General features: G+C 38.4%; 22 protein-coding genes. 18 read left to right on the top strand and 4 right to left on the bottom strand.

What is annotated here, in order from left to right; genetic code table 11:
• Positions 1-246: 246 nt before the first annotated feature.
• Complete coding sequence (locus N521_RS08780) at positions 247-1,467, top strand: MFS transporter (RefSeq protein ID WP_035390937.1); 1,221 nt, start codon at positions 247-249, stop codon at positions 1,465-1,467.
• Between the two features lie 70 nt (positions 1,468-1,537).
• Positions 1,538-2,578 carry a 2,3-butanediol dehydrogenase gene (locus N521_RS08775; protein ID WP_017358082.1) on the top strand — a complete coding sequence of 347 codons (1,041 nt, stop codon included), beginning with the start codon at positions 1,538-1,540 and terminating at the stop codon, positions 2,576-2,578.
• Between the two features lie 39 nt (positions 2,579-2,617).
• Here the strand turns inward: N521_RS08775 and N521_RS08770 are convergent, their stop codons facing one another.
• Genes N521_RS08770 through N521_RS08755 form a run of 4 tightly spaced genes read right to left on the bottom strand, consistent with a single transcriptional unit; the run spans position 2,618 to position 5,660 of the window.
• Positions 2,618-3,331, bottom strand: coding sequence for an amino acid ABC transporter permease (locus N521_RS08770; protein WP_035390935.1), 714 nt, complete (start codon positions 3,329-3,331; stop codon positions 2,618-2,620).
• 12 nt (positions 3,332-3,343) lie between these two features.
• Positions 3,344-4,042 carry an amino acid ABC transporter permease gene (locus N521_RS08765; RefSeq protein WP_008342617.1) on the bottom strand — a complete coding sequence of 233 codons (699 nt, stop codon included), beginning with the start codon at positions 4,040-4,042 and terminating at the stop codon, positions 3,344-3,346.
• Entirely contained in the window at positions 4,039-4,899 is an 861-nt protein-coding gene (locus N521_RS08760) for an amino acid ABC transporter substrate-binding protein (protein WP_035390933.1), read from the bottom strand. The genes N521_RS08765 and N521_RS08760 overlap by 4 nt, the downstream gene beginning before the upstream one ends.
• A complete protein-coding gene (locus tag N521_RS08755) occupies positions 4,896-5,660 on the bottom strand; it encodes an amino acid ABC transporter ATP-binding protein (RefSeq protein ID WP_034646521.1) in 765 nt (254 codons plus the stop codon). The genes N521_RS08760 and N521_RS08755 overlap by 4 nt, the downstream gene beginning before the upstream one ends.
• 144 nt (positions 5,661-5,804) lie before the next feature.
• On the opposite strand from N521_RS08755, the gene N521_RS08750 reads away from it, so the two are divergent.
• From N521_RS08750 to N521_RS08675, 16 genes are all read left to right on the top strand, one after another.
• Positions 5,805-6,974, top strand: a complete 1,170-nt coding sequence (locus N521_RS08750) for an acyl-CoA dehydrogenase family protein (protein ID WP_035390931.1) — start codon at positions 5,805-5,807, stop codon at positions 6,972-6,974.
• Between the two features lie 115 nt (positions 6,975-7,089).
• A complete protein-coding gene (gene blaBPU, locus N521_RS08745) occupies positions 7,090-7,878 on the top strand; it encodes a BPU family class D beta-lactamase (RefSeq protein ID WP_035390929.1) in 789 nt (262 codons plus the stop codon).
• A gap of 140 nt (positions 7,879-8,018) precedes the next feature.
• On the top strand, positions 8,019-8,486 hold the full coding sequence (locus N521_RS08740; RefSeq protein WP_230680588.1) for a hypothetical protein: 468 nt from the start codon (positions 8,019-8,021) through the stop codon (positions 8,484-8,486).
• Between the two features lie 137 nt (positions 8,487-8,623).
• Positions 8,624-9,280 (top strand): hypothetical protein, encoded by a 657-nt coding sequence (locus N521_RS08735; protein WP_035390924.1) that lies wholly within the window; start codon positions 8,624-8,626, stop codon positions 9,278-9,280.
• 51 nt (positions 9,281-9,331) lie between these two features.
• On the top strand, positions 9,332-10,090 hold the full coding sequence (locus tag N521_RS08730; protein WP_035390922.1) for an Imm26 family immunity protein: 759 nt from the start codon (positions 9,332-9,334) through the stop codon (positions 10,088-10,090).
• A gap of 47 nt (positions 10,091-10,137) precedes the next feature.
• Positions 10,138-10,380: a DNA-binding protein gene (locus N521_RS08725; RefSeq protein WP_035390920.1), complete on the top strand. Its 243-nt coding sequence runs from the start codon at positions 10,138-10,140 to the stop codon at positions 10,378-10,380.
• Positions 10,381-10,445: 65 nt separating this feature from the next.
• On the top strand, positions 10,446-10,829 hold the full coding sequence (locus tag N521_RS08720) for a DUF2750 domain-containing protein (RefSeq protein ID WP_081832184.1): 384 nt from the start codon (positions 10,446-10,448) through the stop codon (positions 10,827-10,829).
• A gap of 24 nt (positions 10,830-10,853) precedes the next feature.
• Positions 10,854-11,483 (top strand): hypothetical protein, encoded by a 630-nt coding sequence (locus N521_RS08715; RefSeq protein ID WP_035390917.1) that lies wholly within the window; start codon positions 10,854-10,856, stop codon positions 11,481-11,483.
• 56 nt (positions 11,484-11,539) lie between these two features.
• Positions 11,540-12,160: a hypothetical protein gene (locus N521_RS08710; RefSeq protein ID WP_035390916.1), complete on the top strand. Its 621-nt coding sequence runs from the start codon at positions 11,540-11,542 to the stop codon at positions 12,158-12,160.
• Between the two features lie 10 nt (positions 12,161-12,170).
• Positions 12,171-12,854, top strand: a complete 684-nt coding sequence (locus N521_RS08705) for a DUF7003 family protein (RefSeq protein ID WP_035390914.1) — start codon at positions 12,171-12,173, stop codon at positions 12,852-12,854.
• A gap of 39 nt (positions 12,855-12,893) precedes the next feature.
• The gene (locus N521_RS08700) at positions 12,894-13,370 is read left to right on the top strand and encodes a hypothetical protein (protein WP_008342589.1); all 477 of its coding nucleotides are present in this window, start codon (positions 12,894-12,896) and stop codon (positions 13,368-13,370) included.
• A 97-nt stretch (positions 13,371-13,467) separates the two neighbouring features.
• On the top strand, positions 13,468-13,830 hold the full coding sequence (locus tag N521_RS19950) for a YxiG family protein (RefSeq protein ID WP_442852760.1): 363 nt from the start codon (positions 13,468-13,470) through the stop codon (positions 13,828-13,830).
• Positions 13,831-13,889: 59 nt separating this feature from the next.
• Positions 13,890-14,237 carry a YxiJ family protein gene (locus N521_RS08690; protein ID WP_035390913.1) on the top strand — a complete coding sequence of 116 codons (348 nt, stop codon included), beginning with the start codon at positions 13,890-13,892 and terminating at the stop codon, positions 14,235-14,237.
• Positions 14,238-14,255: 18 nt separating this feature from the next.
• The gene (locus N521_RS08685; protein WP_035390911.1) at positions 14,256-14,633 is read left to right on the top strand and encodes a hypothetical protein; all 378 of its coding nucleotides are present in this window, start codon (positions 14,256-14,258) and stop codon (positions 14,631-14,633) included.
• A gap of 53 nt (positions 14,634-14,686) precedes the next feature.
• Positions 14,687-15,556, top strand: a complete 870-nt coding sequence (locus tag N521_RS08680; RefSeq protein ID WP_035390910.1) for an alpha/beta hydrolase — start codon at positions 14,687-14,689, stop codon at positions 15,554-15,556.
• Positions 15,557-15,627: 71 nt separating this feature from the next.
• Positions 15,628-15,984 carry a transcriptional activator HxlR gene (locus N521_RS08675; RefSeq protein ID WP_035390908.1) on the top strand — a complete coding sequence of 119 codons (357 nt, stop codon included), beginning with the start codon at positions 15,628-15,630 and terminating at the stop codon, positions 15,982-15,984.
• Positions 15,985-16,157 lie beyond the last annotated feature (173 nt).

Here is a 16,157-nt window from a genome sequence, read left to right as displayed (position 1 = left end):
AACTCCGTGAAGCTGAGAAGGAGCTGGGAAGCGTTACAGAACCAAGCCTCTTAGCTCTGCACCGGATTCATTGTGATGGTGGTGCAGCGGCATTCTCCCGTTATAGAGATGGGTTAGCGATAACCTGCTAAGGTTCATCTGGTAACAGGTGAATGAACTGAGGTGGCAACGCGGAGTCAATCCCGTCCTCAAGACAGAAATGTCTTGGGGGCGGGATTTTTTTATGACAAAAAGGAGGGCACCACGATGAAAAAACATTGGCGGGATATGAGCGTGTTACTTGGAGCGATTGGTATTGCGAACATAGGAGAATGGATTTATATGATTGCTCTCCATCTGCTGATTTTTCAGGAAACGGGATCCGTTCTTGCTGTTACAGCCGTCTATATGTTAAGACCTGTCTCGGCTCTTTTAACAAATAGCTGGTCTGGTAGTTTAATAGATAGACTGAATCAGCGGAATGTCATGATCAGTCTAGATCTATGCCGGGCCATTCTGATTGCTTGTTTACCCTTTGCCTTATTTTCAGGCCACTTATTGATCGTATATGTGATGCTATTTCTCATTCACATGGCACAAGCCATGTTTCATCCAGCTTCGATGGTGTATATGACAGCACTAATCCCGGCGGATAAACGAAAACGGTTTAATGCCATTCGATCTTTGCTGCAGTCTGGTGGATTTTTACTCGGACCCGCCGTAGCAGGGCTGCTTTTTCTCATTGGTACACCAGTCCTTTCAATTTATGTAAATGCAATCTGCCTTTTGATATCTGCTGTTTTGACGATGTGTTTACCGATTTTGTCAAAAGCAGACGGGGCACAAAAGGGCTTTTCTCTCTCGGTATTAAAGGAAGATGCAAAACTTGTCTTTCGTTTCAGTCTCACATCCCGGCAAGTGATGGCCGTGTATTTATTATTTAGCGCTGCCATCACGGTGCTGCCGACTGCGATTGACTCACTTGAAGCAGCTTTTGCAAAGGAAGTGCTGATGTTGACCAATACCGAATATGGATTTCTTGTCAGTGTAGCTGGAGCAGGGATTATCGCAGGGGCATGTCTCAATACGGTCATTGTCGAAAGGCTGCCTATTTCAGTGATGCTTGGTGCGGGAAGTTTGTTTGTGGCTTTTGGATACTTGATCTATGCTTTTTCAAGCACATTGACTTTCGCAGCAGCTGGCTTTTTTGTTCTCGCTTTCTTTTTAGCATTTGCAAACACCGGTTTTATGACTTTTTATCAAACGAATATCCCGGTAGAGGTTATGGGGAGAGTGGCAAGTTTTTATGCGTTATGTGAAGCAGTTCTGACGATGATGATGACAGGAATATGCGGCGCATTGGCGCATGTTTTATCGATACGTACTTCTGTCATAATTGGCTGCATATGTATGCTTCTTATTTGTCTGTTGCTATGTTTTGTCATTTTTCGTCCATTGACTGTCAAAAAAATAGTGCATCTTACTTAGAAAATTAAAAAAATTATGTTATCATTATTTAAGTAAGTTAATTAAATTGATGAGAAAAGGAGTCTTACAAATGAAAGCACTACGCTGGCACGATCAAAAGGACATTCGACTAGAGGAAATTGACGAACCAACAGTTGCTCCAGGAAAAGTGAAACTGAAAGTAAAATGGTGCGGCATTTGTGGTAGTGATTTACATGAATATTTAGGCGGACCGATCTTCATTCCTGTGAATGAACCTCATCCACTTACAAAAGAAAAAGCACCCATTACACTGGGACACGAGTTCTCTGGTGAAGTTGTAGAAGTTGGAGAAGGCGTGAGTAATTACAAAGTAGGCGATCGAGTGGTTGTTGAACCTATTTTTGCAACTCACGGGCACCAAGGTGCTTACAACTTAGATGAAAACATGGGCTTCTTAGGACTTGCTGGTGGCGGTGGAGGATTCTCTGAATATGTATCTGTCGATGAAGAATTACTTCATTTGTTACCAGACGAAATTTCATATGAGCAAGGTGCACTTGTTGAACCTTCTGCAGTTGCTTTATATGCGGTTCGTTCTAGTAAAGTGCAAGCTGGGGATACAGCAGCTGTGTTTGGCTGTGGACCAATTGGTTTACTTGTCATTGAAGCATTAAAAGCAGCTGGTGCTACTGACATTTATGCAGTGGAATTATCAAAAGAGCGCCAAGAAAAAGCAAAAGAACTTGGAGCGATCATTGTAGATCCTTCTCAGTATGAAGATGTTGTTCAAGAAATCGCACGCCGCACAAATGGTGGAGTCGATGTTTCTTTTGAAGTGACAGGTGTACCTGTTGTATTGAAGCAAGCAATCCAATCAACTAGAATTTCAGGTGAAACAGTCATTGTAAGCATTTGGGAAAAAGGCGCAGAAATTATGCCGAATGACATTGTCATTAAAGAACGTACAGTCAAAGGAATCATCGGCTACAGAGATGTTTTCCCATCTGTATTAAACTTAATGAGAAAAGGCTATTTCTCTGCAGACACACTCGTCACGAAGAAAATCAAGTTGGACGATGTGATCGAAGATGGCTTCCATGCATTAATCAATGAAAAAGATCAAGTGAAAATTTTAGTCAGTGCTGAATAAGTAGGACGAAAAAGAGAATGGCAGATGCCGTTCTCTTTTTTAACGTCCAAGAGATTTTCCGTACACGCTGACTCGTTTCTCTAACAAAGCAAAAGTGAGTTCAAAGAAAATACTAAGCATCCAATAGATCAAAGCAGAGACGAGATACGTTTCTAAAAACTTGTAGCCGTCATTTGCAATGATGCGAGAGATTCCCATGATTTCCAGTACACCAATTGTAAACGAAAGGGACGTGGCTTTTAACAGCTGAATGAGCTGATTCCCTAGGTTTGGCAGGGCAACCACAAACGCTTGCGGTAAAATAATGCGAATCATCGCCTGTCTGGTGGTCATGCCAACGATTTTCGCCGCTTCAAGTTGCCCTCTATCTACCGCAAGGAGTGCGCTGCGGACCACTTCTGTTAAATGTGCGGCTGAATGCAGGCTGAAGGTGATAAGGGCAACGGTAAGCGGGGAGACCATATCCGGGTGAAAGGTCAACCCAAAAGTGCTATTCATTTTGGTCAGAACAAATGGAATGCCATAAAAGAAAGCAAACAACTGAACAATGAGAGGTGTTCCTCTAAAAAATGAGACATAGAGCGTGACAAGCTGGCGGAGCACAGGGATACGAAAGAGGCGAATGAAAGCAAAAACAGATCCAATCAAAAGGCTCACAGCCATAGAAACAAGTGCAATCAATAAGGTAAAGGGAACGCCTTTTAGAATATGTGGTATTTGGTCAATCGCAAATGATATATCAATGGTTTGCATCAAATCGCCTCCTTAGCGTGACAGGCTGGTGCGGCCTTTCACAAATTTTCTTTCCAGTAGCATCGTGATCAGTTCAATACTGATGCAAATCAGCCAATACACAATTGCAATGATGACGTACACTTCAAACATCCCTATCCCGTAGTTATTACCTAGGATGATTTTGACCTGTCCCATCATATCAATGAGTCCGATTGTAAATGCAATGGCAGTATCTTTCACGAGATCAATGGTGTAATTTCCGAGGTTCGGAAGTGCAATGAGAAAGGCTTGTGGAATAATGATCCTCATTAATGCCTGAGTATCTGTCATCCCAACAATGTAAGCTGCTTCAAGCTGATCTTTCCCAACAGAAGAATATGCACTGCGAAAGACTTCAGATAAATAAGCGCCCGTATGTAACGAGAATGTGATCATCACAAATAACACACGATCCCAATGATTGATTTGAATTCCGGCCATGAGTAAAAGCTGAGGCAGACCAAAATAAATCAGAAATAACTGAACAATGAGCGGCGTACTTCGTGTAAATGACAAATAAATGACCGCCAATTGTTTCAGCACTGGAATTTGTTTGATTCGAATGCAAGCAAACAGCAATCCGATGATGATGGCAAAAAACAATGACACCACAATCATAAGAAATGTGAGTGGCAGACGATCAACCACTTGTAAAAAGATTCTCAGCCAATCTCCAGCTGTAAACGTCATGGCGCTTCCTTCCTTTCTTCATATTGATAGCCTTGCTCTGATATATAGTCAATATCTTGAAAGAAATCAACGCCAAACCATTTCTTCGCAAGGTCAGGTAATGTTCCGTCTTCTATCATCTCTTGTGTCACTCGGTCCAATTGTGATGCTAGTTTCTTTTGACTAGGCTGTAAGACAAGATAAATAGGTTCCTTTGAGACAATGCCGCCCACTTTGACTTTCAGGTGAAGATGTTTTTGTATCGTATCAAAGGTTGAAATATTCATAAAAGCCGCATCGGACCGTCCACTTTCGACTCGTTTTAAATTGAGTTCGTTTGAAGGGCTTTCAATGGTCGTGAGCGGAATTTTCGGATCATTTTCTTCATTATATTGATTTAATATGGAACGAAGGCCGCCGCTAGGACTGACGGGAGCGAGCTTTTTTGATGTCATATCGTCTAGAGATTGAATATCTTGCTCTGATTCATTCACAATTAAACCTGTCATCGAATAGCCGTATGGAACCTTAGGATAAAGAAAGCGTTTTTCACGTTCAGGATTACTAAAAAACCAATTAGCCGCCATTTCAAATTTCCCAGCGCCGATCCCAATTAAATTGGATTCTTCCTCGCCAAAGGTATAATCAAAATGAATGTGTGGCAAACGTTTCTCGACTTCATTTAAATAATCGATGTTATAGCCAATCGGCTCGTTGCGGTCATTTGTGGCTAAAAAAGGCGGATTGACTTCTGCGCTTAGTGCGACTTTGACAATTTGTCTGCCATCATCTGTTGTCGTTTTCACACTGCTGCAGCCAATGAGAGAGAGGAGAAACAGAAGGATACTAGCGGCGGTGAATAAAGTCTTGCGCTTCATCTGTCTTCCTCCAATCCTTGCCACATCCCGCGATGAATTCTTGATAAAAATTGTTTCGTCCGTTCATGCTGAGGCTTCATCAGGACGTCTTCTGGTGAGCCTTTCTCAACGATTTCCCCATCTGCCATGAAGATCACTGTATCCGCTACATCCTTTGCAAACGAAATTTCATGCGTCACAATGACCATCGTCATGCCTTGGCTCGCAATATCTTTCATCATTTCAAGGATTTCTCCGACCATCTCTGGGTCTAGTGCAGACGTTGGTTCATCAAATAAAAGCACCGCAGGATTCATGGCAAGCGCACGGGCAATTCCGATTCGCTGCTGTTGACCGCCGGATAATTCACTTGGAAACGCATCTTTTTTATGAAGCAGTCCAATTCGTGTTAACAATTGCTCTCCGATTTTTTCCGCCTCTTTTTTAGACATGTTTTGAGAAACAATCAATCCTTCTGTGATGTTTTCAAGTGCTCGTTTATTTTGAAACAAGTGATAATGCTGAAACACCATAGACGATTGCTGTCTGAGTTTTAGAAGATCTTTTTTTCGATATTGTTCAAATTGAATCGTGGCTTCTCCAACTGTCAGCGTTCCTTTGTCTGGGATATCAAGGCTGTTTAAACTGCGGAGAAGTGTTGTTTTTCCTGATCCGCTCGGTCCAATAATGGCGACCACTTCACCTTCTTGTACGGTGAAATCAATTCCTTTTAACACATGAGTTGACCCATAGGATTTATGTAGATTAATAGCAGAAATCATAAAAGCATCACGTTCCTTTGACATATGTACTTAATATTGATAAAATTTAACACATTAAATCCTATAAGTAAAGTGTGTTTTAATAATACCTATTGGATAAATCGGATATGATAGATTGCGAGAAACAGAGGAGTTGGATACGTTTTGTCTAAAGCATTATTTGTCGATACAGATTTTCAAAAAAATTGGCTAAATCAACTAGAATCCCTTCGTGAAACGATCGAACATTCTGCAAAAGAACATGATGAGGGTGCCTATTTTCCTAAACAGAATATCGAATCATTAGTAGAACTGGGCTATACAACGTTGTCTCTGCCTGTTGAGTACGGGGGCGGGGGTCAATCTGTAAAGGATATGGTTCTTTTTCAAGAAACACTAGGAAGTATGGATGGAGCAACTGCCTTATCGATCGGCTGGCACCAAGGAGTTGTTGGTGAAATTTATGAAAAGAAACTATGGAATGAGAAGCAGCTGCAATTTTTTGCTGAAGAAATCAAAAATGGGGCTCTTGTGAACCGGGCCGTCAGTGAGGCGCAGACAGGGAGTCCAACAAGAGGAGGCAAACCTGGAACAACTGCAACGAAATCAGGAGATCATTGGGTGATCAATGGCCGGAAAACATTCACAACGATGTCACCAGCACTCACATACTTTCTCGTCGGTGTATGGATCGAAGAAAAAGAAGCGATGGGCTTCTTCTTAATTCACCGTGATACAAAAGGTGTTTCTATAGAAGAAACGTGGGATGTTGTTGGCATGAGAGGAACAGAGAGCCATGATTTAATTCTAGATCATGTGGAAGTTCCAGATGACATGTTGGTTGAAGTGCAAAAAGGACCTCGGGGCGGTACGTTAAACCCTTGGATCGCACACATTCCTTCCTGCTATTTAGGGATTGCACAAGCGGCAAGAGACTATGCTGTTCAGTATGCCATCACCCATTCACCGAACAGTATTAGCGGAACGATTAGCGAACTGCCAAATGTCCAAACACTGATTGGCGAAATTGATTTACTACTAAAGCAAGCACGCCATGTCATCTATTCAACGACAACATTATATGAGCAGCCAGAGAAAAGAGAGCTGTTAATCAATGAATTCGGTGCTGTGAAGCATACAGTCGTTAATGATAGTCTGCAAGTGGTCGATAAAGCCATGCGTTTAGTCGGTGCAAAAAGCTTAAGCCTTAGCTGCCCGCTTCAACGTTACTATCGAGACATTCGTGCTGGCCTTCATAACCCACCAATGGACGATATGACAATTTCAAAAATTGCAAAGCAAGCGATTGAAGAGAAAAAATGGAACGTACAATAAACAGAAAGCCGGATAAAACCGGTTTTTTTTATTGAAAAAGAGGACGAGCGGCTCTTATTTCTGATCAGTCAGCATGCTACAATCAATTGCAATCATGAGCAAAGAGGGTGATTGTTTGCAAAAAAAGAAGATGAAATGGCTGATTGCTGCCGTGATGCTTGCAGCACTTTGTATGAGCGAGCCAGCATCAAGTGAAGGAACATCTCCAAAATGGTCCGTCGATGAATTCATGAAAGATCGGGAAGGCACATTTGTGATTCAAGAAGTAAAAGAAAAATCACCATGGGTGTATAACAAAAGAAGAGCGAACAAGCGCTTTGCACCACAATCAACGTTTAAAATAGCAAATGCCTTAATCGGACTTCAAACTGGCGCAGTTAAAGATGAATACGACATCAAATATTGGGACGGAGTAAAAAGAGAGATTGATAACTGGAATAAGGACCATACACTGGGCTCTGGCATGAGAGATTCAGTCGTCTGGTATTATCAAGCCATGGCGCGTGATATCGGGGAAGAACGCATGAGCCATTGGATAAAAGCCATTCATTATGGGAATCAAGACATATCTGGCGGAATCGATCAATTTTGGCTAAGCAGTACGTTGCGCATTTCTCCAGTAGAACAAGTTCATTTCCTTAAACAGCTATATGAAGAAAGTCTCCCATTTGACCTATCGGTTATGAGAACCGTCAAACGAATGATGATACAAGAAGAAGAGAAACACACCACGCTATACGGAAAAACAGGCTCCGGATCAGGAATCGGCTGGTACGCAGGCTTCATCAAACATGAAAACAAAACCTACATCTTCGCCACAAATATAGAAGGCACCGGACTAGAAGCAAAAGAAATCACCTATCGTATTTTGAAAAAATATCATTTGGTAGAAGCATCCGTTTAGGGTGCTTTTTTATGTGTGAAAAAGGGGATATATAGATAAGTTGATGATATATGGATTAGTTTGAAAGTATGGTATATTTATAGAAATATATTGAAGTGAAATAGTAATCATTATCTTAACAACTATAGGCAATGCAAGAGGTGAAAAATTTGAAAAAAATTAAATTGAATACTTTGACCAAAGAATTTATCGCAGATATCGAAAAAGAAATAACAAAAATCGCTTTGAATATAGTGGATGAAAAACAAATAGATTTTAGAGATTTAGGGTTAACAATCAATGCTGCATTTGGACGATTCGGATATGGGAAGAAATTTAGCGGGAGAGAAGTTCATGTTTCAGATTGTTTTAAAGCAGGTTATCATTCATCCATATATTTTTCAGTAGATTATCTAAATGGCGAAGAGTTTCATGATGGTGATGAGGGAGATGAAGGTTATTGTATAGACCATCTGGATATCTGGGATTGTGTATCAAATAATCTGATCAGCAAAAAAGGATATTTAATTGCATTTGAAAATGAAGTGGATTTGCGAGGAATTATTATACAACTAGTTAATGAATTGTACAAAGAAGCAACAGAAATTCTTCAAATTCTAAGGAGCTAATATTTTAAACTAGCTATATTTAGAAGGGAAGAAAGGGCATTTTAATGGGAATGAGATAGAGCATTTACACCTAAGAAAGCAAGTTTTGAAAAAAGAGTGAGCAAACATTCACAATCTTATTAGGAGGCTTACAAGAAGTGCATTTGAAAAATATACAATTAATGTCAGATGACGATCATGGGAACTTAGCCAGCCAATCCCTTTGTATGACTGAAATGTTTTTATACGAATTAGAAAAGAAATTTCAAACGAAAGATTGTGAGGCTATTGTTTTGATATGTGGGCCTTTTAAAGACTACAAATTAATTAGTACTTCAAAAGATGAACCAGACATCTTATTTATAAAAAATACGTACGAGCTGGAAGTACCCTTCCGTTACAGTGAATTTGAAAATGCAACAAATAAGAAAAAGATCTTAGCAGATACTTTGGAAAAAGCGATACTCTATCTTTGTGAACTGAAGAATTGGGACAGTCAGCTAGTCAAAGCAACATTTAAGAAAATGAAGGAGAAGGAATATAAAGCGGAGATTAAAGGGAGAACAAAACTAAGTCCCGATAAAAAAAGAAAAGCTTACCCAGTTATCGAATTAGATTTAAAACAGTTTACTCTTTATCTTGTAGTTGAAGATAATAAAAGAAATATCTTAGATAAAAAATTAATTGCTGAAACCTATACTTACTTAGAAGAAATTTCTTATCATATGAGAGAGCTTAAATGGTTAACGGATCACGAAGTGACACTTTTCAAACGTGCAAATAAAACAGTTTATACAAGTATATATTTATCGTGATAAATCAAAATGAGAAAATAAAGAACCCAATATATAAGGAGGGTTTTCCAAATGGGCTTTTGGGAAGAAGAACATAAGAAAAAGAACATCATAATTGGTGATGATGGATTAGATATTTTTGAAGAAGCGATTGAACAATTTTATGAAATGACTGAGGAACATTTGAAGAGAAAGCCAACGATTGATGAGATGCTTTTGACAATTATGATGGCTTTAAACAATGGAGGTAGTCACTATTTTGATGATTTAAACGACAAAGAAGTAACGGATATTAAAATAACAACTAAAAAAGTAAAAACTTTAAGTAAAGTGGAACCAGGAGCTATATTTGAACTCCCATTAAAAGAAGTTGGGAAATTGAGCTATGCTTTGATCATTTCGGGTGAGGGGAAAAATCAATATGATGATATTTTAATCCAATACTATGATTTGTTTGTTGATGAAAGAATAGAAAAAAATGAGTTAAAACAATTGATGAAAAAAGAGAATGAACTATTTGTTGCAAATACAGGTCTGACAGGCTTTTTAAATGGTTCATGGAAAGTCATCACAAAAATAAATCAAGATTTTATAAAAGAAGAGGATCTTCAAAATCTGAAATTCGTGGAATACCGAGATGGAAATTATTACGTAAGCAAGGGGAAAGAAGGTCACAATGCACCTGTTATGGACTTAGAGGTTGCTGACCCAAAAACGGCTAAAATGATATTTAACCCGATTGGTATGCTTGGCGAATACACTATTATAAGCATTCTTTCATTATATTTTAAAGGTATGTCAATGGAGGATATTATTAAATATGAAATATAGGCAGTTTACAGCGTAAAATGAGTTTTGAGAAAGGAATGGTGTAATAAATGGCTGAACCAAAAATGCTAGACTGTTTAAATAAAATACGAAATGTCTTAAAGGGGACGATCACAAGAGAACAAGTGTCTGATTGGGCTGAAATTTACGTTTCTGCAGACGATCCAGAAATAGACGATGATCAAGTTTGGGATATGCTGATTCTTTTAAGTGGAATTGATTTGAAAGATTCACCTAATTCTTACTTACATCCTGTAGAGGATTTGAATGACTGGTTAGAAGAATACAAATAGTTCCTATATATGAGCTTGCTAAATTCTTATGATTAAGCCCATTTATAAATAAAAGGAGTGACGCAATGTCCATGCATCCGAAAGAATTAGAAACCACCGTCCAATTACCTGCGAAAAAGCGTTATGACTATTTCATCAAAAAGATTGTTGATTTTGAAGAGGTTTGGTCATTAAGAAACGAGAAGGGGTGGGTGATGTCAGAGGATGAACATCGTGTACCGCAGCTTCATTTTTGGCCGACAGAGGAACATGCCGCTTATTGTGCGATCGACCAATGGGAAAAAACAGTGCCAGAAATGACTGATTTAGACGATTTTATAGAAGAGTGGCTGCCGGGAATGTTAGCAGATGGAATCAATCCGTCCATTTTCTATAATCGAAATAATTCGGTGTCAATTGAAATTCAAACATTAAAAGAAGATATAGAGGAAGAATTAAAAAACTACTAGTTCGACAAGAGTGGAGGTAGTTGTTTGAAACGGCTTGAAGACTTATTTATTCGTTCAGAAAAAGAGTTCAAATTCTATCAGAATTTAGTAGACCATGTGTTTGAAACAAATAAAGAGCTGCCACAACAAGTTTTTCGTAAGACATTTGATTGTTTTTTGTTTCAAGAGTTTGATTGGGCATTGAGTGATGATATTTTACCAACCATAAAAGAGTTATCAACTGTTACACAAGATAGAGAATTTTTGACTGCAGTCCTTCAACCAGATCCAACTGATTATTATTTGAAGGAATTTGGTTATTATCATTGGCTGAAAGCGAGTGTGAACATTTCAGGTGAGGATTATGTAAATGCACTATGGATGCACCCAAAAGGTTCCATAGCGGATAATATAATCACGAATTCGAATATAGTTGTCTGGTTAGCTCATTCTTTGCAGTGGGCGATTTGGGCAGATAGGGATATGGGAATTTGTGTAATAGGGATGGTATCAACAAAAGATTCTGTGAAAAATAGGTTATTAAAAGAAGGGTGGAAACCAATGGATCACCCTGTTTTAGCAAATTGGTTTGAAGGATTATTGAAGGATCAAAAAACATTCAATGATTATTACACTCAAATGCTCTCTCATTATGCGTCATGTTACAAGCGGTGAAATGGAGTATCAATGACTGATGATAAACTTACCCGAAGATATGAAAGGAGCATAAAGTGAAACATTTGTTTATATCCGATCCAAAAGAATTTGAACATGTTCTATCGTTTGTTCATTCGCTCATTCACAGTACGAAGACATTCCCTGATCAAGTGTTGAAAACAAAACCCCCTCATTATTTATTCGAAGAATTCCATTGGTTGTTATCAGATGATGGCTGGGAAATGTTAAAAGGTTTAGCTTTGAATCATCATGATGACTATATACTCATGGCTGTATTAGATGAGCAGAAGAGCATGGATGATTATTATCATGATTTTGGTTATTATCCTTGGGTGAAAGTACCGTTAAACCTCACACCAAGTGATTACCTCGATCTCTTAACGGATTATCCGATAGAGAGTGTAAATGATAGCATAATGGGTATTGCTTCACGTGTGATATGGGTTTCCCCTTCTGCAAAATGGATCATTTATGGCGACAGAGGTTATGAGATAGGAGTACTAGCGATTCTTCAATTAGAACAAATGAATAAACAATTGTTAAAAACGTGGAGAATTTTAGATGAGATTGTATTAGGCTGGATTTCAGTTGTATTTCCGAATCAAAAACTTCCTGATGATTTTAGAAAAGAACTGATTCGAAATTATACTAACTTTGAAGAAATGACTTCATAAGGAGGAAGAAATGAAACAAATAGACCATGTATTAAACACATTAGATAAGTCTTTTCTAAATAAAGAGTTTCCGCTATTAGATAACGAGAACTTTGATTTTGCCAAAGGGAAGCTTTCTCTATTTACTAGAGATGGAAATTGGCTGATCACGATTCAATTATTCGGTTTATCGAAGTTAGGACCGGCTATTGATTTTTTTGCGTTTGGTCATGAGTTGAATAATGGATCCATCAATTTTCTATTGGATGAGCTCTTTGTTTTCGTGGATCAGCATGATGAAATAATAGATGATGATGAGATAGAACCTGGATTCACCAAACAACCATTACGAATTAAATTGAATGGTGGCTATTTTAATGTTCAAATACCAGAGTCATGCCAATCTGATGTAACAGAGGAAAATGAATGGATTACTCTGTTAAGAGAAATGGCCAAACATCGAGATTTGCTGGATAGTTTATGGATGACAGATCAAGAACAATTTGACATCGTTCAGCATGTATATGATAAACCGCTCTATACAACTGAATCATGGTTTCATCCAGAAACGCATAGCCAACTCCCTAGTCAATCTCCTTTTTTTCAATCGGTTGCGAAGAGTTTGATCTATCAAGATCCAACATGCATTGTAAATATAAACACGAACACTGACTGGAGATTATGGTCAGATTTTGATACTGTGGAATATTTTTAGTTTCGTCTGATGTTTTAAATCGGTGAGGTGGAGCAAGTAATGAGAATCGTATTAGCAAAAGAGAAAAATCTATTCGAAGTAAATGAATTAATAAAGAAAATCAATTTAAACGTAGAAGAGTATCATTGGGTCATAAGTGATGTGACACTCCCAATGCTTCATGATCGGAATAATCAATCTCATTCAGAAGTCATGCCGGATTATACGGATTTTTTATTTCTGAAGGGTGAACATTTCAAAAAATTCTTACATGACTATTCTTATTCTTTTATTTTCGCTGTTTTGACCGCATTGCCTCGTCATGTAGATCATTTGAATATTCATTCAATACCTCAAATTGAAGATAATGAACGATATTGGAACGTGAATTATACACCCGTTATCCCTCAAGCCGTGTTTGAAATCGGATTTTTTGATTCGACAGATGTTATTTTTACAGGAGATCAGAAAATCTTAAGCGAATTTCGAAAAAAAGCGGACTTTATTTCATTTGAAGAATATTTACAAACTCCGTGACACGATAAGAATAGAGTTTATTCTGAAAAAATAGGGGAATACGTTAGGGGAGTGAATGAGATGTTTAGCAGTATAGAGAAATGGATCGATTATTTAGATGGTGTCTGTGATGTACTGGCATTCTCATTTGATTTTTTTTCGTAAAGAACTAGTCATAAACATTAGTATAAGTGAAATAAATGATGCTCGGTATCATGAATTGCGATTTATGAATGTGGCGAGTCTTTATTATAATGGGGGTGAAGGTAATGATAGATTTGAAGAATTGATACAAGAAGAGATGAATTGGCAAATTTTTGAATGTAGTTACCATCCTAATGGGATAGGGAACCTTAAAAATGTACTTCTTGAAGAATTTGATTCAAATACAAATTTTCTATTTAACATCAATGGGATGTTACTCGCAATAGAATCGAAAAACGTATGTTTCGATTCACAAGAATTTATTTGCAGTGTATAGGAAGATCTCATTAGCGTCTAAATAAGAATTAAAAACAATGAGAGATTGGGGAAAAAACCATGAGAATCAGCCGTGATAAACAAGGTTTATTCGATGATGTAAAACAACGTTATCAATACTTATTAGATTTATCTTATCCAGATGAAATCGTCTCTTTTGAAGAGGAAACTGGTATATGTTCAGATGATTTTTATATGTTTATTTCACTTGTTGCAGGCAGCTTAAGTTATGTGGTCGATCATAAACGAATACCGAAAAAACAGTTAAACGTGCTGCGTCAGTCATTTGAAGAGCAATATCCCCAAATCAAATCGTATCAAGAGATCCTTGAATCATATCCTTTACTGCACTCCTATGTTCAATACCATGAAGAAACAAGAAAACAAATCATTGCACTTCTACAATAACCTCTTGGAGGACAAACGATGACATGGTTTTTAGATGAAAAAGTCCAGAAACAAATCCCTGATTTCAATATCAACCATCTAAAGCAAATCAATGAATTTCACTACTTTAAAGAGTATAATGAACATTACGACTTGATCAACTGTATTGTAATACACATCCCATATGATTCCCCGAATCTGCAAGCAGACATTCATCTGAAATTTACCAATGTCTCTTCTGTTCAAATCAAAGATTTGGAGTTAACAAACGATTCCTATCTTTTTTTGAACATTCAACTTTTGGATAGAGGCTGGGAATATTTGAATTACTTTGTCGAAGATTATGAAGAACAGTATTTTTCTTTTTACTGTCAAACGGTTCAAGTCATACAAGTCGTATCAAATGAATCGGGCTAGTCGCTCTACATATGTGCGAATCATACTTCCCCATCCCAACACAGAAAGGTGCAATGACATTGAATCGAATCATGAAATGGCTCTTATTTGCGGCGGTCATCGCTGGATTATTGGTATGCGCATTCTTTGTGTTCCGTTTCAACCAGCCTAAGCCGACGACGAACATCCATTATGCAGACACACAAAATAAACAGCAAACACTGGATATATATATGCCAAAGGGAAAAGATGAAGACAAAAAGAAGAAGCATCCAGTCATGATCTATCTCCATGGCGGCGGCTGGACAGGCGGCGATAAGAATAGAGTCGCTTCAAAGGCCGATTATTTTACGGGTCAAGGGTATGTGTTTGTTTCAATGAATTACAGGCTTCACCCTGATGCCAACTTCGAGCAGATGGCAGATGATACGGCAAGCGCTATTAAATGGGTCAAGGATCATGCAGATGAATATCAAATCGATTCGTCAAAAATCAATGTCATGGGTCACTCAGCGGGCGGTCATTTGACGGCATTGGTTGCTACAGATTCGACTTACTTAAAACGTGTGGGGCTGTCGCCAAAAACGATCAATTCTATCGTGATTTTAGATGGACCGTTAAACATCAATCAATTTATACAAGCCATTCCATCGTACAAAAAAGTCTTTGGCAAACAAGAGGAAAACTGGACAAAGGCATCACCGGTCACTTATATGAATCAAACGAATGTACCGCCTGTTTATTTGGTCACAGGCTGGGAAAATCCTGAGGTGTACCGATTTGCAGAAAAACTGAATCATGAGAAAGGCTCTCGGTTTGTGTTTCGGGTTCATTCGCTGAGCCACAGTGATTTAAATAAATGGTTTGGATCTGACAGAGCGCCAAAAGAAGCGCAAGAGATGACAAAGGCTGTGATGGCTTTCGTCAAAAAACAAAATCAATAACAAAGACTGTATGCTAGGGCAATCCATTTTGCCGCAGTATATGATAAAGTGGTTTGAGATTAAAGGAGTGTATGTCGTTGTCATCACGAATGGAAAATAAAGTGTTCAATTGCGAAAAAGAGCTGACGCTGAATATTATCGGCGGGAAGTGGAAAATGCTGATCTTATGGCACCTTGGCAGAGAAGGGACAAAACGGTTTGGTGTGTTAAAGTCGTTAATGCCTGGGATTACGCAAAGAATGCTTGTCAATCAGCTAAGAGAATTAGAGGAAGATCACATTGTGCACCGGGAGGTTTATCCCGTCGTTCCGCCAAAGGTTGAGTATTCTCTCACGGAACTCGGAGAAAGCTTAATGCCGATTTTAGAGGCGATGTATGATTGGGGAAAACAATATCTCGATAGCAATTTTTTAAAGGATGATAAATAGAAAGACGATAGATGTAGACAAAGAGCTAAAATCATTTTATTTTAGCTCTTTGTTTTCTTTTCAGCGTGACTTGAAAACCTTTGCAGTTTAGGAAGGACGAGTACTGGAGCGGCATCACAACACAGACTTGACACCGAATGCGAGGATTTGTCAGTACGTTTAGATACTGGTCG

The organism is Bacillus sp. UNC125MFCrub1.1 (assembly GCF_000701305.1).
In the GTDB taxonomy this organism is placed as follows: domain Bacteria; phylum Bacillota; class Bacilli; order Bacillales; family Bacillaceae; genus Bacillus; species Bacillus altitudinis.
This window is presented reverse-complemented; position numbering and strand designations above follow the sequence as displayed.